This window comes from Arthrobacter sp. GCM10027362, assembly GCF_042679445.1.
Classification (GTDB): Bacteria; Actinomycetota; Actinomycetes; order Actinomycetales; family Micrococcaceae; genus Crystallibacter.
In genome coordinates, this window is record NZ_JBHTML010000012.1 from 30,681 (window position 1) to 51,332 (window position 20,652).

General features: G+C 68.0%; 17 protein-coding genes and 1 tRNA gene. 15 read left to right on the top strand and 3 right to left on the bottom strand.

Annotated elements, in window-relative coordinates; translation table 11 throughout:
- The first annotated feature begins 33 nt into the window (after positions 1-33).
- Genes ACFQ36_RS04015 through ACFQ36_RS04030 form a run of 4 tightly spaced genes read left to right on the top strand, consistent with a single transcriptional unit; the run spans position 34 to position 3,325 of the window.
- Positions 34-732 (top strand): MBL fold metallo-hydrolase, encoded by a 699-nt coding sequence (locus tag ACFQ36_RS04015; protein ID WP_377010872.1) that lies wholly within the window; start codon positions 34-36, stop codon positions 730-732.
- Positions 733-1,674, top strand: a complete 942-nt coding sequence (locus tag ACFQ36_RS04020) for a sulfurtransferase (RefSeq protein WP_377010874.1) — start codon at positions 733-735, stop codon at positions 1,672-1,674.
- Positions 1,671-2,900 (top strand): NAD(P)-dependent alcohol dehydrogenase, encoded by a 1,230-nt coding sequence (locus tag ACFQ36_RS04025; protein WP_377010877.1) that lies wholly within the window; start codon positions 1,671-1,673, stop codon positions 2,898-2,900. The genes ACFQ36_RS04020 and ACFQ36_RS04025 overlap by 4 nt, the downstream gene beginning before the upstream one ends.
- Positions 2,897-3,325, top strand: coding sequence for an HIT family protein (locus ACFQ36_RS04030; protein ID WP_377010880.1), 429 nt, complete (start codon positions 2,897-2,899; stop codon positions 3,323-3,325). Before ACFQ36_RS04025 ends, ACFQ36_RS04030 begins: the two co-directional genes overlap by 4 nt.
- Positions 3,326-3,485: 160 nt before the next feature.
- Here the strand turns inward: ACFQ36_RS04030 and hrpA are convergent, their stop codons facing one another.
- Positions 3,486-7,475, bottom strand: a complete 3,990-nt coding sequence (gene hrpA, locus ACFQ36_RS04035) for an ATP-dependent RNA helicase HrpA (protein WP_377010882.1) — start codon at positions 7,473-7,475, stop codon at positions 3,486-3,488.
- A 314-nt stretch (positions 7,476-7,789) separates the two neighbouring features.
- Between hrpA and ACFQ36_RS04040 the strand changes: the two genes are divergently transcribed.
- From ACFQ36_RS04040 to ACFQ36_RS04055, 4 genes are all read left to right on the top strand, one after another.
- Positions 7,790-8,797: an ABC transporter substrate-binding protein gene (locus ACFQ36_RS04040; protein WP_377010884.1), complete on the top strand. Its 1,008-nt coding sequence runs from the start codon at positions 7,790-7,792 to the stop codon at positions 8,795-8,797.
- A gap of 34 nt (positions 8,798-8,831) precedes the next feature.
- Positions 8,832-9,749, top strand: a complete 918-nt coding sequence (locus tag ACFQ36_RS04045; protein WP_377010886.1) for an ABC transporter permease — start codon at positions 8,832-8,834, stop codon at positions 9,747-9,749.
- 2 nt (positions 9,750-9,751) lie between these two features.
- Entirely contained in the window at positions 9,752-10,543 is a 792-nt protein-coding gene (locus tag ACFQ36_RS04050; RefSeq protein ID WP_377010888.1) for an ABC transporter ATP-binding protein, read from the top strand.
- A 222-nt stretch (positions 10,544-10,765) separates the two neighbouring features.
- On the top strand, positions 10,766-11,323 hold the full coding sequence (locus ACFQ36_RS04055; RefSeq protein ID WP_377010890.1) for a DinB family protein: 558 nt from the start codon (positions 10,766-10,768) through the stop codon (positions 11,321-11,323).
- Between the two features lie 241 nt (positions 11,324-11,564).
- Here ACFQ36_RS04055 and ACFQ36_RS04060 read toward each other — a convergent pair whose 3' ends face one another.
- Positions 11,565-11,732: a hypothetical protein gene (locus ACFQ36_RS04060; RefSeq protein WP_377010892.1), complete on the bottom strand. Its 168-nt coding sequence runs from the start codon at positions 11,730-11,732 to the stop codon at positions 11,565-11,567.
- Positions 11,733-11,813: 81 nt separating this feature from the next.
- Between ACFQ36_RS04060 and ACFQ36_RS04065 the strand changes: the two genes are divergently transcribed.
- Positions 11,814-12,794 (top strand): GlxA family transcriptional regulator, encoded by a 981-nt coding sequence (locus ACFQ36_RS04065; RefSeq protein WP_377010894.1) that lies wholly within the window; start codon positions 11,814-11,816, stop codon positions 12,792-12,794.
- A 74-nt stretch (positions 12,795-12,868) separates the two neighbouring features.
- Here ACFQ36_RS04065 and ACFQ36_RS04070 read toward each other — a convergent pair.
- Positions 12,869-12,941: transfer RNA gene (locus ACFQ36_RS04070), tRNA-Arg, on the bottom strand.
- Positions 12,942-13,182: 241 nt separating this feature from the next.
- On the opposite strand from ACFQ36_RS04070, the gene argS reads away from it, so the two are divergent.
- The 6 genes from argS to ACFQ36_RS04100 all read left to right on the top strand — a co-directional run.
- Complete coding sequence (gene argS / locus ACFQ36_RS04075) at positions 13,183-14,823, top strand: arginine--tRNA ligase (protein ID WP_377010896.1); 1,641 nt, start codon at positions 13,183-13,185, stop codon at positions 14,821-14,823.
- A gap of 4 nt (positions 14,824-14,827) precedes the next feature.
- Complete coding sequence (lysA, locus tag ACFQ36_RS04080) at positions 14,828-16,282, top strand: diaminopimelate decarboxylase (RefSeq protein WP_377010899.1); 1,455 nt, start codon at positions 14,828-14,830, stop codon at positions 16,280-16,282.
- A gap of 109 nt (positions 16,283-16,391) precedes the next feature.
- Positions 16,392-17,714 carry a homoserine dehydrogenase gene (locus tag ACFQ36_RS04085; protein WP_377010901.1) on the top strand — a complete coding sequence of 441 codons (1,323 nt, stop codon included), beginning with the start codon at positions 16,392-16,394 and terminating at the stop codon, positions 17,712-17,714.
- A complete protein-coding gene (gene thrC / locus ACFQ36_RS04090; RefSeq protein ID WP_377010903.1) occupies positions 17,715-18,815 on the top strand; it encodes a threonine synthase in 1,101 nt (366 codons plus the stop codon).
- A 7-nt stretch (positions 18,816-18,822) separates the two neighbouring features.
- Positions 18,823-19,785 carry a homoserine kinase gene (thrB, locus tag ACFQ36_RS04095; RefSeq protein ID WP_377010905.1) on the top strand — a complete coding sequence of 321 codons (963 nt, stop codon included), beginning with the start codon at positions 18,823-18,825 and terminating at the stop codon, positions 19,783-19,785.
- 383 nt (positions 19,786-20,168) lie between these two features.
- The coding region (locus ACFQ36_RS04100) for a Rho termination factor N-terminal domain-containing protein (protein WP_377010907.1) at positions 20,169-20,652 on the top strand (484 nt) is incomplete at its 3' end.

Genomic DNA, 20,652 nt, shown 5'->3' on the forward strand with positions numbered 1-20,652 from the left:
CGAAGCCGATGGGCAGGCGCGTAGGCTGGTCCCATGCTGCTGACAAAGTACACGCACGCCTGCGTGCGGTTGGAGAATGACGGCCAGGTGCTGGTCATCGACCCGGGGTCGTTGTCCGAGGTGGAGGAGGCGCTGCAGGGGGCCGGCACGGTGCTGGTCACCCACGAACATGCGGACCACGTGGACCTGGACCGGCTGCCCGGCATTGTCGCCGCCAGCAGCACCCTGCAGGTTTACGCCCCTGCCGGGGTCGCGGAGCAGCTGCGTTCGCTCACCGCCGGGCTGGCCGCGGGAGCCTCGGCCGGTGGCACCGGCTCCGGCATCGCCGAAGGACGCATCCACGCCGTCGAACCGGGCTCCGGCTTCGAAGTGCCGGGCTTCAGGATCCGGACCTACGGCGGCCAGCACGCGCTGATCCACCCGCTCATCCCGGTGGTGGCCAACATCGGGTACCTGGTCAACGAGACCGTGTACCATCCGGGCGACTCCTTCATCGTCCCGGACGGGCTGACCGCTTCGGCCGTGCTGGTACCGATCCATGCACCCTGGAACAAGGTCTCCGAGGTCATCGACTTCGTCACTGCGATGCGGGCCAGGCGCGCCTTCCCGATCCACGACGGGCTGCTGAACGGGACCGGCCGGGGGCTGGTGGAAAAGCACGTGGCCTCCTTCGGTGCGCGGTACGGCACCAGTTACGAACATTTGGACCCGCGCCAGAGCGTGGACCTGTAAATGGGCCCGGACACGGACCAGGCAGCCGGCGGCGCGGGCAGCCAGGTACTCATGGATGTACAGGCCCTGCAGCAGCGGCTGGACACAGGAGCCCGGACGGTCCTGCTGGACGTGCGCTGGGCACTGGGAGATCCGCACGGGCGCGAACATTACCTGGCCGGCCACCTTCCCGGTGCCGTCTACGTGGATCTGGAAAACCAGTTGGCCGCTCCCGGGTCCGCCGTGCTCGGCCGCCACCCGCTGCCGGACCCGGCCGCCTTCGAGGAAGCGGCCCGCACCTGGGGAGTCGCCGACGACGACGTGGTGGTCGCCTACGATGCGGCCGGCGGCATGTCCGCGGCCCGGCTCTGGTGGCTGTTGCGCGACGGCGGGTTTGACCGCTGCTACCTGCTCGACGGCGGCCTGGCGGCCTGGCAGGCCGCCGGGCTGCCGCTGCAGGCCGGGGATGAACACCCTGCGCGCGGCACCGTCCGGCTGGCACCCGGGCACATGCCTGTTCTGGAGCTGGCCGAGGTGGCGGACTTTGCCCGGTCCGGCCTGCTGCTCGATGCCCGGGCCGCGGAGCGCTACCGGGGCGAGACCGAGCCCGTGGACCCGAAGGCCGGGCACATCCCCGGCGCCGTCAGTGCGCCCGCCGGCGCGAACCTGCCGGCGGATGGCCGGTTCCTGGCCGCGGACGAGCTGGCCGAGCGGTTCCGGCAGCTTGGCGCCGGGGCGGCAGGGAAAAAGGTGGCCGTGTACTGCGGCTCCGGCATCACCGCAGCGCACGAGGTCGCGGCCCTGGCCCACGCCGGCATCGAGGCGGCCCTGTACCCGGGGTCCTGGTCCCAGTGGTCCAACCAGGCCGACCTGCCGGTGGCGGTCGGAAAACACCCCGGCGGAGACGGATCCGGCCGCGGCCTGTGGCATGGCCGCGGTGGAGCGGGTAGCGTCGGAGCATGACTCTCGGCCGCCCCGTTCCGCCGCCCTTGGGCACGAAATTCAACCCGCAGCAGCCGCGGCAGGCACCGGCGGCCCGGGCCGCGACCGGAACCAGGGTGCGGGCCTACGGCGCCACTTCGGCCACCTCCGGCCTGGTCCCGCTCGAGATCGAACGGCGCGAACCGGGGCCGCACGACGTCGAGATCAGCATCGCCTTCTGCGGCCTGTGCCATTCGGATGTGCACACCATCCGCGGCGAGTGGCGCGACCAGCGCTACCCCCTGGTGCCCGGACATGAGATCGTCGGCCGGGTCACGCGTACCGGCGAGGACGTGAGCATGTTCTCCGTGGGGGACCTGGTCGGAGTGGGCTGCCTGGTCGACTCCTGCCGGAACTGCGACAGCTGCAACGAAGGGCTGGAACAGTACTGTGAGAACGGCGCCGTTGCCACCTATGGCGCGGTGGACCAGCGCCATGGCGGCGAGATTACCCAGGGCGGGTACGCCACCGCCATCGTGGTGGACGAGAAGTACGTGCTCCGGATGCCGGAGAGCCTGGATCCGGCCGAGGCGGCACCGCTGCTGTGCGCGGGAATCACCGTCTTTTCCCCGATGCAGTATTTCGGGGTGGAGGCCTCGGACGCGGTCGGTGTCGTGGGCCTGGGCGGGCTGGGCCACCTGGCCGTCAAGATCGCCAAGGCCCTGGGCGCCGTCGTGACCGTCTTCACGACTTCTCCGGACAAGGTCGAGGCGGCGCAGCGGCTGGGCGCGGACCGCGTCGTGCTTTCCACCGATGCCGAGGCCATGGCCGCGGCCCGGCGGAGCATCGACCTGATCATCGACACGGTTTCGGCCAGGCACGACCTCGGACCTTACCTGAGGACCATCCGGCGCGACGGCGCCTTGATCCAGGTGAGCCTGCCGCCGGGGGGCATGCCGCCGGTTCCGCTGGGCATGCTGGTGGGCCGCCGGATTGCCTACGGCGGTTCGATGATCGGCGGCATTGCCGAGACCCAGGAACTGCTGGACTTCTGCGCCGCCCACGGCATCAGCGCCGAAGTGGAGCTGGTGGCGGCGGACCGGCTCAACGAGGCTTGGGACCGGATGGTGGCCGGGGACGTGAAATACCGCTTTGTGCTGGATGTCGAGTCGCTGAATCCGGCCAGGAATCCGGCGGCAGCCCGGGAAGAAGCAGAAGGAACCAACAACCTGCCGGACAGCACGGAATCCCGGGAAAGGAACGCATGAGCACGCTGTTCACCAAGATCATCGAGGGAGAAATCCCCGGCCGCTTTGTCTGGAAGGATCCAGACGTAGTGGCCTTCCTGAGCATCGGTCCGCTGGCCGACGGCCACACCCTGGTGGTGCCCCGGCAGGAGGTGGACCGCTGGACGGACGCGCCGGCGGACCTGATGGCCAGGCTGACGGGTGTGGCCCAGGTCATCGGCAGGGCCCAGGTGGAGGCGTTCGGCGCCGCGCGCGCCGGCCTGATCATCGCCGGGTTCGAGATCAACCACCTGCACCTGCACGTCTGGCCGTCCAATTCCGAGGCCGAGTACGACTTCAAGCGGGCACAGCGCAACCCGGACCCGGCCGTCATGGATGCCAGCGCGGAGAAGATCCGGGCCGCCCTGCGCGACGCCGGGCATGGGGAATTCGTCCCCGACGCGTAGCGTTCGCCGCCTGCCCCAGGCTTCGCAAGCTCAGCCTCGGGACCCCTGGCGGCTCTCTTGCGCGCGCAGGCACCTGACCCTGCCCGATTCGTGCCCTACGTGAAGCGGCAGGGGTCCCTGCCCCGGGCGTGCGAGGGGTGGGGGAGCCGCTGAACGGGCTTTAGGCGGCGAGGGCCTCGTGCAGGGCGGAGCGGACGCGTTTTTCCGAGACCGAATAGGCGGTGCCCAGTTCCTGCGCGAAGAAGCTGACGCGCAGTTCCTCGAGCATCCAGCGCACCCGCTGCAGGCCCGGGCCGGGACGCGAGCCGGGCAGCAAGGCCGCCACGGCGTCGTCGTACTCATCCTCGAGCCGCTGGACGACGGCCATCTGCGCTGCGTCGCGGGCCACGTTGGTGGGCAGCTTCTCCAGCCGGCGCTCGATCGCGGCCAGGTAGCGGGGCAGCTGGCTCAGCTGCGCATAGCCGGTCCGGGCCACGAACCCCGGGTAGACCAGATGCTCCAGCTGGGCCTTGATGTCGTTCAGCGCGCTGATCAGGGCCAGGCTGGTGCTGGACTTCAGTGCCTTCTGGATCCGGCGTGTGCTCGAAAGGATCTTTTCCACCGTTGCGGTGACGGCGAAGACCGTGTCGATCAGTTCGGCCCGCACCGTCTCGTACAGGTCGCTGAACTCCGTGGCGGTGAAGGGCAGCTGTGCCGGGACCAGCTTGTCGATCGCGGCCAGGGTGCAGTCGTCGATCAGCGAACTGACCGAGCCGTGCGGATTTTGGCTGAAGGTCAGCTTCTCGGTGTTGTTCAGGTGCTCGAGCACATAGCGCTGGGGGGAGGGGACCTTCAGGGCCAGCAGCCGGATGACGCCCGAGCGCATCGCCGACTCCTGCTCCGCCCGGGTCTGGTAGATCCGCAGCCCGACGGTCCCGCCTTCGTCGACGAACGCCGGGTAGCCGCTGACCGTGTGCCCGGCGACCAGGCGTGAGACCTGCCGCGGCAGCACCGACGGGGCGAAGCCCTTCAGTCCCGACCGTTCGGCCAGCACGTCGCCGTTGGCCAGCACCATGACCTCGGCACGCTCCCCGGTCGCCGCAGACAACCGCGTCTTGGTCCCCACGCCCGCGGCCCGTTCGGCGGCACGCACACCGCGGGGCCCGGATTTCGGCGCTGGTTTGACGGTCTCCGGCGTGGCGCCCAGGGATTCGGCGATGGCCCGGCGCGTGGCCGGAGCCAGTTCCTCCTGCAGCCGGGACAGGTCCTTGCCTTCGCCCAGGACCCTTCCCTTGGCGTCCACCACCTGGTAGGTCATGCGCAGGTGCGGCGGCACCGCATCCCAGTTCCAGGATCCTGGTGGGATGATGTGCCCCTTCATGCGCCGCAGGACCAGTTCCAGCGAAGGCTCCAGTTCGTCCGTGCCAGGATCGAAGTCCTCGGCCAAGGCTGCCGCCGCGGAGCGGGCCACGTCCGGGGCCGGTACGAAGTTCTTGCGGACCTGCTTGGGCAGGGACTTGATCAGGGCGGTGATCAGCTCGGCGCGCAGGCCCGGGATCTGCCAGCGGAACGGGGCCGGTTCCAGCTGGTTCAGGAACAGCACCGGGATCTTGACGGTGACCCCGTCCGAGGCATTCGGCAGTGCGCCCGGAGCGGTGGGGGAAAACTCGTAGCTCAGCGGCAGCTCGAAGGAATCCTGGTGCCAGGCCTTCGGGAACGCCGACTCGTCCAGGTCCCCGGCTTCCTCGGTGAGCAGGGCGTCCGGGTCGAAGTCCAGCAGTGAAGGATTCTCCTGCCGGGCGCCCTTCCACCATTTGTCGAAGTGCCGTTCGGAGACCACGTCGGGGCCGATGCGCTGGTCGTAGAACTCGAAGAGGGTCTCGTCATCCACGCGCAGGCCGCGCCGCCGGGTGCGGGTTTCCAGTTCCTCGACCTCGGCCAGCAGCTGCCGGTTGCGGTGGAAGAACTTGTGGTGCGTCTTCCAGTCACCCTCCACCAGGGCATGCCGGATGAACAGCTCGCGGCTGAGTTCGCGGTCGATCCGCCCGTACTGGATCCGGCGCTGCGGCACGATCGGGACTCCGTACAGGGTGACCTTTTCGTAGGCCATCACCGAGCCCATCCGCCGGGACCAGTGCGGCTCCGAATAGCTGCGCTTGAGCAGCTGCGGGGCGATTTCCTCGGCCCAAAGCGGATCGAAGCGGGCCGCCACCCGGGCCCAGAGCCGGGAGGTCTCCACCAGCTCGGCGGCCATTACCCAGTCCGGGGACTTCCTGAACAGTGCCGAGCCGGGGAAGATGGCAAAACGCGTGCCGCGGGCGCCCGCATATTCGCGTTTGCGTTCGTCGTAGAGGCCGATGTGGCTCAGCAGTCCCGCCAGCAGCGACTTGTGGATGTCATCGTGCTTGCCTGCCGGGTCCACCTCGCTGCCCGGACTGAGCGTGATGCCCAGCGGCTTGGCGAGCTGGCGCAGCTGGGCAAAGAGGTCCTGCCACTCGCGGATGCGCAGATAGTTGATGAACTCATCGCGGCAGAGCCGGCGGAAGGCGCTGGAGGAAAGCTCCTTCTGCTTCTCCTGCACGTACCGCCAGAGGTTGAGGATCCCGGTGAAGTCCGAATTCTCGTCCACGAAGCGCTTATGCTTTTCGGCGGCCTGCTGCTGTTTGTCTGTTGGACGCTCGCGCGGATCCTGGATGGTCAGGGCGGCGGCGAGGACCATCACCTCGCGCACGCACCCGCGCTTGCCCGCCTCCACGATCATCCGGCCCAGCCGCGGATCCACCGGCAGCTGCGCCAGCTGGCGGCCGACGGCGGTCAGGCCGCCCCGTGCGTGCGCGTCGTCGGAGCCGGCGCCGCGCCCGGCAGGTGCAGCCAGGGCGCCGAGTTCGCGCAGCAGATTCACGCCGTCGTTGATCGCCCGGGTTTCGGGCGGTTCGACGAAGGGGAAGGATTCGATGTCCTTGGCGCTGCGGGCCACACCCATGGCGGTCATCTGCAGGATGACTGCGGCCAGGTTGGTGCGCAGGATCTCCGGGTCGGTGAATTCACGCCGGGAGGCGAAGTCCTCTTCGGAGTACAGCCGGATGGCGATGCCGTCGCTGACGCGGCCGCAGCGGCCCGAACGCTGGTTGGCCGAGGCCTGCGAAATCCGCTCGATCGGCAGCCGCTGGACCTTGGTGCGGTGCGAGTAGCGCGAGATCCTGGCGGTGCCGGTGTCGATGACGTACTTGATGCCCGGGACGGTCAGGGAGGTTTCGGCCACGTTGGTGGCCAGCACGATCCGGCGCCTGCCGCCGGGCGTGAAGACACGGTGCTGCTCGGCCAGCGAGAGCCGGGCGAACAGGGGCAGGATTTCGGCACCCGCCAGCCGGCGGTTGGCCTGCAGCCGGGGACGCAGCGCCTCGGCGGCGTCGCGGATCTCGCGCTCGCCGGAAAAGAAGATCAGGATGTCGCCCGGGGCCTCCCTGGACAGTTCGTCCACCGCGTCGCAGACGGCATCCAGCGGGTCCCGGTCCTCTTCGAGCTCGGCCGAATCGTCATCCGGGTCGATTTCCCCGGCGGGCAGGTTCAGCGGCCGGTAGCGGATCTCCACCGGGTAGGTACGTCCGGAGACCTCGATCACCGGCGCCGGCTCCGTCCCGGTGCCGAAGTGCCGGGCGAAGCGCTCCGGGTCGATGGTGGCGGAGGTGATGATCACCTTCAGGTCCGGCCGCTTGGGCAGGATGCGCTTGAGGTAGCCCAGGATGAAGTCGATGTTCAGGCTGCGCTCGTGCGCCTCGTCGATGATGATGGTGCTGTATTTCTTCAGCAGCTTGTCGTGCTGGATCTCGGCCAGCAGGATGCCGTCGGTCATCAGCTTGATCCGGGTGGTTTTGCCCACCTCGCCGGTGAACCTGACCTGGAAGCCGACCTCCTCGCCGAGCTGGACATCCAGTTCCTCGGCGATGCGTTCGGCCACCGTGCGGGCCGCCAGCCGCCGGGGCTGCGTGTGGCCGATCAGCCCCTTCTCGCCCAGCCCCAGTTCCAGGCACATCTTGGGAATCTGGGTGGTTTTGCCGGACCCTGTTTCGCCGGCGATGACGGTAACCTGGTTGGCCGCAATGGCGGCCATGATGTCGTCCCGCCGTTCGGAAACCGGAAGGGTTGCGGGATAGGAAATTGTCAGAGGCATGATTGCCACTATTTTATCGGTCGGGCCCAAATCGGGGCGGCCGGCGGCTAAGCCGCACGCTGGACGGATTGGTGGCGCCGGGGACGTTTTGCTCTGGCATGTCCAGCCGAAGCGGGGTTTTCGTCTAGGGTTGTCCTGACAATCGGTTAGCGATTGGACATTGTGAACTGTCTCACAGATAGTATCGGTGGAAACGTTGGGCAGGGGAGGGCCCTGGCGCCTGCAGGCGATGATGCTGCGGCGCCGGCCACCCGGCGGAATGCTGCCGGATGGCCCCGGCGTCCAAGTACCCGATGCCGTGGAAAGGAATTTGCATGAAGCGTTCGAGAATGGCCACCCTGGGTGCCGGCCTGCTGGGCACCGCGCTGCTGGCCACCGCCTGCGGCAGCGACAGCGGTTCGTCCGGCCAGACCGGTGCCGCCGCCGGGGCGGACACTGTCGACATTGGCATCACCCAGATCGTCTCCCACCCGTCCCTGGACGCCGCCCGCGAAGGCTTCAAGAAGGCGCTGGCGGACAACGGGTACACCGAGGGCAGGAACGTCAACTACGACGAGCAGAATGCCCAGGGCGACCAGGGCACCGCCACCAATATCGCCGGCAAGTTCAATACGGACCAGAAGGACCTGGTCCTGGCCATCGCCACGCCGACCGCGCAGGCCGCCGCCCAGGCCATTACCAACATTCCGGTGCTGATCACCGCCGTGACCGACCCGGTCAAGGCGGACCTGGTGGACAGCCTGGAAAAGCCCGGCGGGAACATCACCGGCACCACGGACCTGAATCCCGTGGACAAGCAGTTGGAACTGCTGAAGAAGATCGTGCCGGATGCCAAGACCGTCGGCATTGTCTACTCCTCCGGCGAGGTCAACTCGCAGGTGCAGGTGGACCTGGCCAAGGAAACCGCAAAGAAGCTGGGCCTTGAGGTCAAGGAAGCAACCATCAGCAACTCCGGCGAAGTGCAGCAGGCTGCCCAGTCCCTCGATGTCGACGCCTTCTACGTGCCCACCGACAACAATGTGGTGTCCGCGCTCGGCTCCCTGATCCAGGTCGCCGAGTCCAAGAAGGTTCCGGTGATCGCCTCCGAGGGCGACAGCGTCAAGCAGGGCGCGCTGGCCACCGAGGGCATCAACTACGAGAAGCTGGGATACCAGACCGGCGAGATGGCCGTGAAGATCCTCAAGGACGGGGCCAAGCCGGCCGAAATGCCGATCGAGAAGGCCTCCGACCTTGAGCTGGTGGTCAACGAGGCTGCGGCCAAGCGGATGGGCGTTGAAATTCCGGCCGAGGTGCTCAAGTCCGCGGACAACGTCGTCCAGTAGTACCGAACTGTTCGACAACTAAGGAACCACACGCATGATTGTTGCGGTTGAACTGGGTCTGATCTACGCGGTCATGGCCCTCGGGGTGTACCTCACTTTCCGAATCCTGAATTTCCCCGACCTGACGGTGGACGGCAGCTTCACCACCGGTGCCGCCGTCGCCGCCATCAGCATCATCAACGGCGTCCCGCCGCTGCTGGCCACCCTCGCGGCGTTCGCCGCCGGGCTGGCTGCGGGGTGGGTGACCGGCATCCTGCACACCAAGGGCAAGATCAACGGGCTGCTGGCCGGCATCCTGACCATGATCGCGCTCTACTCGATCAACCTGCGCATTATGGGCAAGGCGAACCTGCCGCTGCTGCGGCAGGACACCCTGCTGACGCCGCTGCGCGACGCCGGGTTCCTGGGGTCCGCCGTCGGCATCCTGGTCTTCGCCATCATTGCCCTGGCCATCAAGCTGGTCATCGACTGGTTCCTGCACACGGACCTGGGCCTGTCCCTGCAGGCCACCGGCGACAACGAGCAGATGATCCGCAGCTTCGGCGTGAGCACGGACCGGACCAAGATCCTGGGGCTGGCGCTGTCCAACGGCCTGGTGGCGCTGTGCGGGGCGATGATCGCCCAGTACCAGGGCTTTGCCGACATCGGCATGGGCATCGGCCTGATCCTGGCCGGGCTGGCCTCGGTGATCATCGGGCAGGCCATCTTCGGGTCGCGGGTCATCTTCGTGGCCACGCTGGCAGTGGTGCTCGGCTCGGTGCTGTACCGGGTGGTCATCCAGTTGGCGCTGCAGGCGGGCCTGAACCCGAACGACATGAAGCTGATCTCGGCCGTGCTGGTGGTCATCGCGCTGGTGCTGCCGCAGCTGAAGGTCTTCCGGAAAGTCCAGGGGCTTGCGAACATGAAGAAATCCCTGACGGGAGCAACCGAATCGGCGGGGGCGAAGGTTTGACCATGCTGGAAATCAAGAATGTGCACAAGACCTTCTTTGCGGGCACGGTCAACGAGCGCGTGGCGCTGCAGGAGATTAACCTGTCCCTGGACGCCGGCGAATTCGTCACCGTCATCGGCAGCAACGGCGCCGGCAAGTCCACCATCCTGAACATCGCCTCGGGGAAGCTGCGCCCGGACTCGGGCACGGTGGCCATCGACGGCAAGGACGTGACCCGGCTGGCCGAGTTCCAGCGGGCCAAGTTCGTCGGGAGGGTTTTCCAGGACCCGATGGCGGGTACGTCGCCGGAGATGACCATCGAGCAGAACCTGGCCATCGCCTACGAACGCGGCAAGCGCCGCGGCCTGGCCCCGGGCGTGACCCGGAAGAAGCGCGAATTCTTCCGCGAAGAGCTCAAGTCGCTGGAACTGGGACTGGAGAACCGGCTCAAGGCCAAGGTGGGCCTGCTCTCCGGCGGCCAGCGCCAGGCGCTGTCCCTGCTCATGGCCACGTTCAGCAGCCCCAGCATCCTGCTGCTGGACGAGCACACGGCCGCGCTGGACCCGCAGCGCGCGGCGCTGGTCAGCCGGCTGACCGCCGAGGTGGTCAGCCGCCACCATTTGACCACCCTGATGGTCACGCACAACATGGAACAGGCGCTGCAGCTGGGCACCCGGCTGATCATGATGCACGAGGGGCGGATCATCCTGGATCTGGACCGGGAGCAGAAGGGCCGGATGACGGTGCCGGACCTGTTGCACGAGTTCGAAAAGATCAAGGGCGCCGCGGTCGACGACCGCACGATGCTCCAGTAACCTGCACCGGGAGTTCCCGGCCGGCCTCCTGGTCCGTGTCGGCTGCTCCGGAAGGGGCCGCACGCTGGCAGCGTGCGGCCCCTTCCGCGTCCCCGGGTTCTGCCGGGCCGCGTCGCCGGCAGGCTGCTGGGCAAACAGATCCGCGGCGGCCATCATGGGTGTAGCCGCGGCCGGCACCGGCCGTGCCGGGGAAGGGCGGGGAAAGCCGGGAAAGGGGCAGGGATGGCGTTCGACGTCCAGGCGGAACTGTTGGACCAGCTGGTGTGGCACTGGGATCGTCAGGCGCGGCCGCGGCTGGACGGGCTGACCGACGAGGAATACTTCTGGGAGCCGGCCGAAGGGTGCTGGAACGTGCGGCACCGCGGTACCAGCCATGCGCCGATCGCCGCCGGCTCCGGTATGTTCACCATCGACTTCGCCTTGCCGGAACCCTCCCCGGCGCCGGTGACCACCATTGCCTGGCGGCTGGGGCACATCCTGGTCGGCGTCCTCGGGGTCCGCAACGCCGCGTATTTCGGCGGCCCCCCGGTCAGTTATCAGGAATTCGACTACCCCGGCGCCGCCGGCGGCGCGCTGGCGGTGCTGGACGAGTATTACGGCCGCTGGGTCCAGGGAGTCCGCTCGCTGCGGGCGGAGGGATTGGGCCGGGCCTGCGGTGCCGCCGAGGGACCCTTCGCGGAGCGCCCGATGGCGGCCCTGGTGCTGCACATCAACCGCGAACTGATCCACCACCTGGCCGAGGTGGCCTTGCTGCGGGACCTGTTCGCGCACCGCCGGTAGCCGGCGGGATGGCGGAACGTCCGCAGCGGGGTGGACGAAATTGCCAAGCCAACGCCCTGCGCGAGGCCGGAACCATCAGCCGGGGGAATTCGAACTGCTGGAGGCGAAGGCCCTCGGGCAGGAGGCAGGGACAGTGCCCCGGTATCCAGGCCGGCTGCGGTAGCACAGGAGCCCGGTCCCGCCTGGCGGCACCGGGCTCCTGTGCGCTGCTGATCGAAGTGGTTTCGGGGTGGATGAATGCTCAGTGGAACCGGGCCAGGTCCGCGTAGGCCCTGCTCGGCAGCGAATCGGCGATCCAGTCTGCCTGCGAGCGCTCGGCGGGGGCATGGCCCAGACCGTCCCGGCGGATGGCCCTGATGGTGCGGGCGACCACGATGGTGATGAGTACCAGTGCCAGAAGAAGTTCCATACCGCCATCGTGCGCCCGCGCGAGGCAAAAAAAGAGTGGCGGAAAAGACCCTTAACAGCAAAAAACTGCCATAATGGAAACGTGCTGAAAAAGGTAGCGGCCATAGTACTTCCCGGGACGTCCCCCTTCGAGTTCGGCGTGGTGTGCGAGGTCTTCGGCATCGACCGTTCGAACCGCGGAACCGGGGTTCCCGCCTTCGATTTCACCGTCTGTACCCCTGAGCCCGGCGTCATCGGGACCAAGACGGGCTTCACCATCAACGTTGCGCGCGGCCTCGACGCCACCGAGGATGCGGACCTGGTGGTGGTGGCCCCCTACGGGGACTCCGTCCCGGCCCCGGAGAGCGTCAAGCAGGCCCTGCGCCGGGCCCATGCCCGGGGCGCCTGGATACTGTCCGTATGTTCGGGCGCGTTTGTGCTGGCCGAGGCGGGCCTGCTGGACGGCCTGCGTGCCACCACCCACTGGCAGTACGCCCGGCGGTTGGCGGGGGAATACCCGCTGATCGAGGTGGACGAGAACGTCCTGTATGTCCAGGACGGGCGGATCATCACCAGTGCCGGCACCGCCGCGGGGATCGATGCGTGCCTGCATCTGGTCCGTACCGAACTGGGGGCGTCCGTGGCCACGGCGATCGCGCGGGACATGGTGGTGCCCCCGCACCGCGACGGCGGCCAGGCGCAGTACATCGACAGGCCGATGTCCCTGGCCGGCTGCAACACGCTCAAGGACCTGCTGGTCTGGCTCGGCGAAAACCTCGGCCAGGAGGTCAGCGTCGCGGAACTGGCGTCGCGTGTGCACATGTCCGAGCGGACATTCGCCCGCCGGTTCCGGGCCGAAACCGGGGCGACACCGGCCGCGTGGCTGAACTCGCAGCGGGTGCTGCGGGCCCAGGAACTGTTGGAGGAGACCGACCTGGGGATCGAGGAAATCGCCCGGGTGTGCGGCTTCGGCCAGGCAGTGCTGCTGCGGCACCATTTCACCAAGGCGCTGGGAGTCAGCCCGGCGGCCTACCGGCGCACCTTCCGCGGATCGCTGCGCGGGAAGTCGCTGCAGCCGGCCTGAGCCGAAGGACGGGAAATGCCGGAATAGGCAGAAGGTCCGGGGCCTTGCGGCCCCGGACCTTCTGTATCCTCGCGTGCCCTCGATAGGATTCGAACCTACGGCCTTCTGCTCCGGAGGCAGACGCTCTATCCCCTGAGCTACGAGGGCGTGGCTCCGACCGGTCCACCATGCTTCCCGGGGGAAGTCGTGCACTGATCTTCAGGACTCATAGAGCTTATCAGGTCAGGGGCCGCGACACGAAAACGGCGCGCTCAACAGCCACGGAATATGTCCGTGCGGGCCGTCCGGGCCCCGGCCCGGTCCCGAAACCCCTGCCGCGGCGATCACGTACTTACCGGCCCCTCCCGCGGCGGAATTCGGAGTTGGTACGGGCATTTATGCTTAATGGGTGACTCCAGAAGAACTCTCCGCTGCCATTACCGCCTGCCTTCAGGACGCCGTCGACGCCGGCGAATTCGCCGTCGAGATGCCCGGCGAGGTTCGGGTGGAACGTCCGAAGAGTCGGGAGCACGGGGACTGGGCCACCAATGTAGCGATGCAGCTGGGCAAGAAGGCCGGGATGAACCCGCGACAGTTCGCCGAAATCCTCAGCGCCCGGCTGGAGAAGATCACCGGGGTGGCCAAGGTGGAGATCGCCGGGCCCGGGTTCCTGAACATCACCGTGGATGCCGCGGCCGCCGGGTCGCTGGCCCGCAGCATCGTCGAGGCCGGGCCGGCTTACGGCACCAACGACGCCCTGGCCGGGCACGTGGTCAACATGGAATTCGTCTCCGCCAACCCCACCGGCCCGCTGCACATCGGCCACACCCGCTGGGCCGCCCTCGGCGACGCGATCGCCCGGGTGCTGCGGGCCAGCGGCGCGGACGTCACAGCCGAGTACTACATCAACGACGCCGGCAAGCAGATGAACAAGTTTGCCGAATCCGTGCTGGCGGCCATCCACGGCCGGCCGACGCCGGAAGGCGGCTACCCCGGCCCCTATATCGCCGACCTCGGGCACGAGGTGCTGGCCGCCCATCCGGACATCCGGGAGCTCACCGACCAGGCGGCCCTGCCGGTGGTCCGGCACGCCGCCTACGAGGCGCAGATGGAGGACATCCGCAAGACGCTGCACGAGTTCGGCGTTCACTTCGATGTCTACTTCTCCGAACAGCAGCTGCACAGCACCGGCGCCATCCAGGCCGCCGTCGAACGCCTGCGCGCCCAAGGCCACATCTTCGACGAGGACGGCGCGGTCTGGCTGCGCACCACCGATTTCGGCGACGACAAGGACCGGGTGCTGATCCGGGCCAACGGCGAACCAACCTACTTCGCCGCCGACGCCGCCTATTACCTGTCCAAGAAGGACCGCGGCTTCGAGGAAAAGATCTACCTGCTTGGCGCCGACCACCACGGCTACGTGAACCGGCTCAAGGCCATTGCCGCCTGCGCCGGCGACGACCCGGAGAAGAACATCGAGGTCCTGATCGGCCAGCTGATCTCGGTTAACGGTGCGCGCCTGTCCAAGCGCGCCGGCAACATCATCGAGCTGCGGGACCTGGTCGAATGGCTGGGCAAGGACGCGCTGCGTTACGCGCTGGCGCGGATCCCTGCGGACTCGCCGATGGCCATCGACCCGGAAGTGCTGAAGAAGCACAGCAACGACAACCCGGTCTTCTACGTCCAGTACGCGCACGCCCGTACGTGCGCGGTGGCCCGCAACGCCGCCGCCGCCGGGGTGGACCGCAGTGCCTTCGACGCCTCGCTGCTGGACCACGCCACCGAGAACGAACTGCTGGCCAAGCTCGGCGAGTACCCGTCCGTGGTGGCCACCGCGGCGAAATACCGCGAGCCGCACCGGATTGCCCGCCACCTGGAGGTCATCGCCGGCGCGTACCACCGCTGGTACGACGTCTGCCGCGTGACACCGATGGGGGATGAACCCGTGGAAGACGTCAACCGCACCCGCCTGTGGCTCAACGACGCCACCACCCAGGTCCTGGCCAACGGCCTGGAGTTGCTCGGTGTCAGCGCCCCGGAACGGATGTAGCGCCATGGTCTCCACCTCTGCCCAGGCTTCCCCGCTGGCACCCGCATGGCTCAGCCCCCCCAACGACGTCAACTCGCTGCGCACGCAGCTATGGGCCAGCGACGTTCGGCGCTCGGACTCCGGGGAGCTGACCGTCGGCGGAATCGGCGTCGACGAGCTCAAGGAACAGTTCGGCACCCCGCTGTTCGTGCTCTCCGAGGCGGACTTCCGCGCCCGCGCCCGGGACTTCAAGGACTCCTTCGACGCCGCCTTCGCCGACCTGTGCGGGGGAGTGGACGTCTACTACGCCGGCAAGTCGTTCCTGTGCACGGAAGTGGCCCGCTGGGTGGAGCAGGAGGGCCTGCGCCTGGACACCTGCACGGGCGGCGAACTGGCCGTGGCCGCGCGCGCCGGCCTTCCCGGTGGAAAGCTGGGGCTGCACGGCAACAACAAGTCCGACGCGGAACTGAACCGTGCCCTGGACATGGGCCTGGGCCGGATTGTGGTGGACAGCCTGGACGAACTGGCCAGGCTGACGGACCTGGCCGCCGCGCGCGGGGAACGGGCCAATGTGATGCTGCGGCTGACCCCGGGCGTGCACGCGCACACCCACGAATTCATCGCCACCGCGCACGAGGACCAGAAATTCGGCCTCTCCATGGCGGCCCCCGAGCACGGCGATGCCGGCGGGCAGCAGGACAGGTCCCCGGCCGCCGAGGCGGTCGCCCGGGCGCTGGCCGCCCCGTCCATCAACCTGCTGGGCCTGCATTGCCACATCGGATCGCAGATCTTCGAGCCGGAGGGCTTCGCCCTGGCGGCCGAGCGGCTGCTGACCTTCCTGGCCGACATCCGGCAGGACCACGGCGTGGACCTGCCGGAACTGGACCTCGGCGGCGGCTACGGCATCGCCTACACCGAAGCGGACACCCCGCGCCCGCCGGCCGAACTGGCCCGGGCCATGGCCGGCGTCGTCGGCTCGACCTGCGCACGGCTGGGCATCCCGGTGCCGCGGATCTCGATCGAGCCCGGCCGGGCAATCGTGGGCCCGACGACGTTCACGCTCTACGAGGTCGGCACGCACAAGACCGTCAACGTGGACCGCGACGAAGGCGGCACCAGCCCGCGGCGCTACATTTCGGTCGACGGCGGCATGAGCGACAACGCCCGCCCGGTGCTCTACGACGCGGATTATTCTGCGGCGCTGGCCTCGCGTGTGACGGCGGCCGAGCCGATTATTTCCCGCGTGGTTGGCAAACACTGCGAGAGCGGTGACATTGTAGTGCGGGATGTTTATCTTCCCGAGGATGTTTCCGCGGGGGATCTGCTGGCCGTACCGGCAACCGGGGCTTACTGCTGGGCCTTGTCCAGCAATTACAATTACGTGCCTCGTCCGCCGGTGGTCGCCGTCCGGGACGGACAGGCGCGGCTGATTGTCCGCGGGGAAACCGAAGCAGACCTGCTGGCCCGCGACCTGGGCTGAGCCGGACCAGACTCTAAGCTAGCGCTAAGGGGTCCCGCCGCGAGCTTGCGAGCGGTTGGGAAAGCGCGACGCGCTTGTGCATATTTCACTGATTGGAAGTTGGAGCGGCATGGACACGCTGAAAGTGGCACTCTTGGGTTGCGGTAACGTCGGTTCCCAGGTGGCCCGTATCCTGCTTGAGGACGCGGACGACCTCGCGGCCCGGGTGGGTGCGAAGCTGGAACTGACGGGGATCGCAGTGCGCAATATCGACGCGCCCCGCGACGTCGAGCTGCCGCGCAACCTGTTCACCACCGACGCCGAGACGCTGGTGAAGGACAAGGACATCGTCATCGAGCTGATGGGCGGCATCGAACCTGCCCGCAGCCTGATCGTCAAGGCCATTGAGGGCGGCGCCACGGTGGTCACCGGCAACAAGGCGCTGATTGCCACCAACGGCCAGCAGCTGTATGCGAAGGCGCACGAAGCCGGGGTGCGCCTGGCCTACGAGGCCGCGGTCGCCGGCGCCATCCCGATCCTGCGCCCGATCCGCGAGAGCCTGTCCGGGGACCGGATTACCAAGGTGCTCGGGATCGTCAACGGCACCACGAACTACATCCTGGACCAGATGGACTCCACCGGCGCACAGTTCGCGGACGCGCTGAAGGCTGCCCAGGAACTCGGTTATGCCGAAGCGGACCCGACCGCGGACATTGAGGGCCTGGACGCGGCGGCCAAGGGCGCGATCCTTGCCTCGCTGTCCTTCCACACCGACTTCAACCTCGACGATGTCTACTGCGAGGGCATCACCAAGGTCACCGCGGAGGACATTGCCGCGGCCAAGGACGCGCAGCTGGTGATCAAGCTGCTGGCCATTGCCGAGAAGCTGGCCACCGAGGACGGCACCGAGGGCATTTCGGTCCGGGTGCACCCGACGCTGCTGCCGCGCACGCACCCGCTGGCCGCCGTGCACGGGGCCTTCAACGCTGTGTTCGTCGAGGCAGACAACGCCGGCCAACTGATGTTCTACGGCCAGGGGGCCGGCGGCGCCCCGACGGCGTCGGCAGTGCTTGGCGACGTCGTGAGCGCGGCCCGCGCGCTGGTGGCCGGCGGCCCGTGGCGCATCGAGGCGACCAAGAGCCAGGTTCCCGCGCTGCCGCTGAGCGCCGTGACCACCAGCTACTGCATCGGCCTGGACGTGGCGGACCAGCCGGGCGTGTTGGCCAAGATCGCGCAGATCTTCGCCGCCCACGGCGTTTCCATCGAAACCATGCGTCAGACCGTCCACACCGAGCCGGTCCCGGGCCTGCCTTCCGCCGACCGGCCGGCCGCCGAACTGCGGATTGTGACCCATCGCGGGCCGGAGGCGGCGCTGGCGGCCACGGTGGAGGAGATCCGCGCGCTCGACGTCGTCAATTCAGTTATTTCCGTCCTGCGAGTAGAAGGAGTCTAAGTGGCTCACCAATGGCGCGGTGTCATCCGCGAGTACGCCGACCGTCTGCCGGTCACCGGACAGACCGAAATCATCACGCTGGGTGAAGGCGGCACTCCGCTGGTCCGGGCCAAGGCGCTCTCCGAGCTCACCGGCTCCACCGTCTACCTTAAGGTCGAGGGCATGAACCCCACCGGATCCTTCAAGGACCGCGGGATGACGATGGCGATCACCGCCGCCGTCGAGGCCGGCGCCAAGGCCGTGGTGTGCGCCTCCACCGGCAACACCTCCGCCTCCGCGGCGGCCTACGCCACCCAGGCGGGCCTGAAGTGCGCCGTGCTGGTGCCGGCCGGCAAGATCGCCATGGGAAAGATGAGCCAGGCCATCGCCCACGGTGCCGAGATCATCCAGATCAACGGCAACTTTGACAACTGCCTCGAGGTGGCGCGCAAGCTCTCCGAGGCCTACCCGGTGTTCCTGGTCAATTCGGTGAACCCGGCGCGCATCCAGGGCCAGAAGACCGCGGCCTTCGAGACCGTGGATTTCCTCGGCGACGCCCCGGACATCCACGTGATGCCGGTGGGCAACGCCGGGAACATCACCGCCTATTGGAAGGGCTACCGCGAATACGCCGCTCCCTACGAGTCGGCCACCGCCGGCATGCTGCCGGCCGTTGCCACCAAGACCCCGCAGATGTGGGGCTTCCAGGCCGCCGGCGCCGCCCCGCTGGTGCTGGGACACCCGGTAACCGAGCCCGAGACCATTGCCACGGCGATCCGGATCGGCAACCCCGCCTCCTGGCAGACGGCCATCGAAGCCCGCGACGAGTCCGGCGGGTTGATCGACTCGGTGACCGACGCCGAAATTCTTGCCGCACACCGCTGGCTGTCCTCGAAGGAAGGCGTCTTCGTCGAGCCCGGTTCGGCCGCCGGGGTGGCCGGACTGATCAAGAAGCATGCCTCCGGCGAGGTACCGGAGGACAAGACCATCGTCATCACCGTCACCGGCCACGGACTGAAGGACCCGCAGTGGGCCCTGCGCACCGAGGACGGAGCCGAAGTCTCGCCGGTGAAGGTCGACTTCGACGTTATCAGCGTGGCGGCAGCCCTGGGCCTGGAGTAGGGAAGTCTTGAGGATATTGGAGCGCACCGCGGTCAAGGCCGGACAGCGCGTCAGCGTGCAGGTTCCGGCCACCAGCGCCAATCTCGGCCCGGGCTTCGACAGCCTGGGCCTGGCCGTGGGCCTGTACGACACGGTATCGGTGGAAACCACCGAGGATGGCATCTTCCGGGCGCAGGTCACCGGTGAGGGCGCCTCCGCACTGCCCACCGACGAATCCCATCTGATCATCAGGACGCTGCGCGAGACGCTGGAATCGGCAGGCTTCAGCGCGGCCGGGCTGCGGCTGCGGGCGGAGAACGTGATTCCGCACGGCCGGGGCCTGGGCTCCTCCGCGGCTGCCATCGTCTCGGCGGTCCTGGCGGCGAACGCACTGCTGCCTGCCGAGGCCAGGCTGGATGCGGCGCAGATCCTGCAGCGCTGCTCCGAACTGGAAGGCCATCCGGACAATGTGGCCCCCGCCCTGGCCGGCCGGCTGGCCATTTCCTGGGAAGAGGACGGTACGTTCTTCAGCACCGCGGTGGATATCGACCCGGAAGTTGTCCCGGTGGTGGCCATTCCGGCCTACGAACTCTCCACCGAAACGGCGCGGAACCTGTTGCCGGACATGGTTTCCCATAGCGCCGCCGCGGCGAACTCGGGTCGGGCCGCGCTGCTGGTGCAGGCACTGACGCGGGACCCTTCGCTGCTGCTGCCCGGCACCGTGGACGCGCTGCACCAAGCCCACCGGGCGCCGGCCATGCGGCCGAGTGCGGACCTGATCCAGGCACTGCGCGCCGCCGGATTTGCGGCGGTGGTTTCCGGGGCGGGTCCCACGGTGATGACCCTGGCGGCGGGTGCGGAACAGGCCGACGCCGTGGAGGCACTGATCGCCGACCACCTGAAGTCCTCGGATTCACCCGACGGCTGGCGTGTTCTGAGGCTCGCGGTGGACACAGAAGGTGCTAGAGTAAGAGTGCACCCCCGGAATTAACCGGTATGGTTAAACGGCGCGGGAAGCTTCCGATCGACCAAAGTCGGATCAATCGCAATTGATGCGGCTCGGTATTGATTCCAGTCAGTATTGAATGCTCCAGCAAGGATGCGTTGTGGGTCGAGACGTCGTTAACCGATGTATCGGTGCAGCCTTCCAGGACCCGCCAGGCGTTCCGCCGGTGCATATTGAGCCACCGGCACCGCGGCGAAACCTCAACCTGGGTGAACGGGTTCCATCCAAGGCTCTTTCTATCACTCGGCTTTGCCCGGCTTAGGCATTGGCAAACCCGAACCCGGCCGGGCTTCTCATGCACCGGACGGGAGGCAATCACCGCGGTCCTGTTCCCATCCGGACCGCCCGACGAGGGGGAAGGAACCTTCGTGACAGAAACCACTGACCTGATTGCAGGTGTGGAAGAAAAATCGGACTCTGCGCCCAAGAGCGCAGGTCTGGCTGGACTCAAGCTTGTGCAGCTGCAGGTCCTCGCCGGCCAGCTGGGAATCACCGGAGGCTCGCGGATGCGCAAGAGCGATCTTGTCGCCGCCATTTCCGACCACCAGCGCGGCTCTGCCGTAGCGGACCGTCCGGTCCGGCGCACCACCAAGGCTGCGCAGTCGGAGCAGGCGCCGTCGGAGCAGGCCGAAAAGGCGCCGGCAGGCCGGGCCAAGCTGAACGAGGCTCCCGCCGAAGCCGCCGCAGCTCCGAAGAAGGACGGCGGTGATCCGGTCAAGGCCGCCGAACGGGTCAGCCGTACCCGCAGCCGCAACCGCCGCGCAAGCTCGGAGGGCACCGTCGCTCCGGCCGCGGGCGAGGGCACAGCCCCCGTGGCCGCCGAAGAGCGGCAGGCCGAGGCCGCCGCACCGG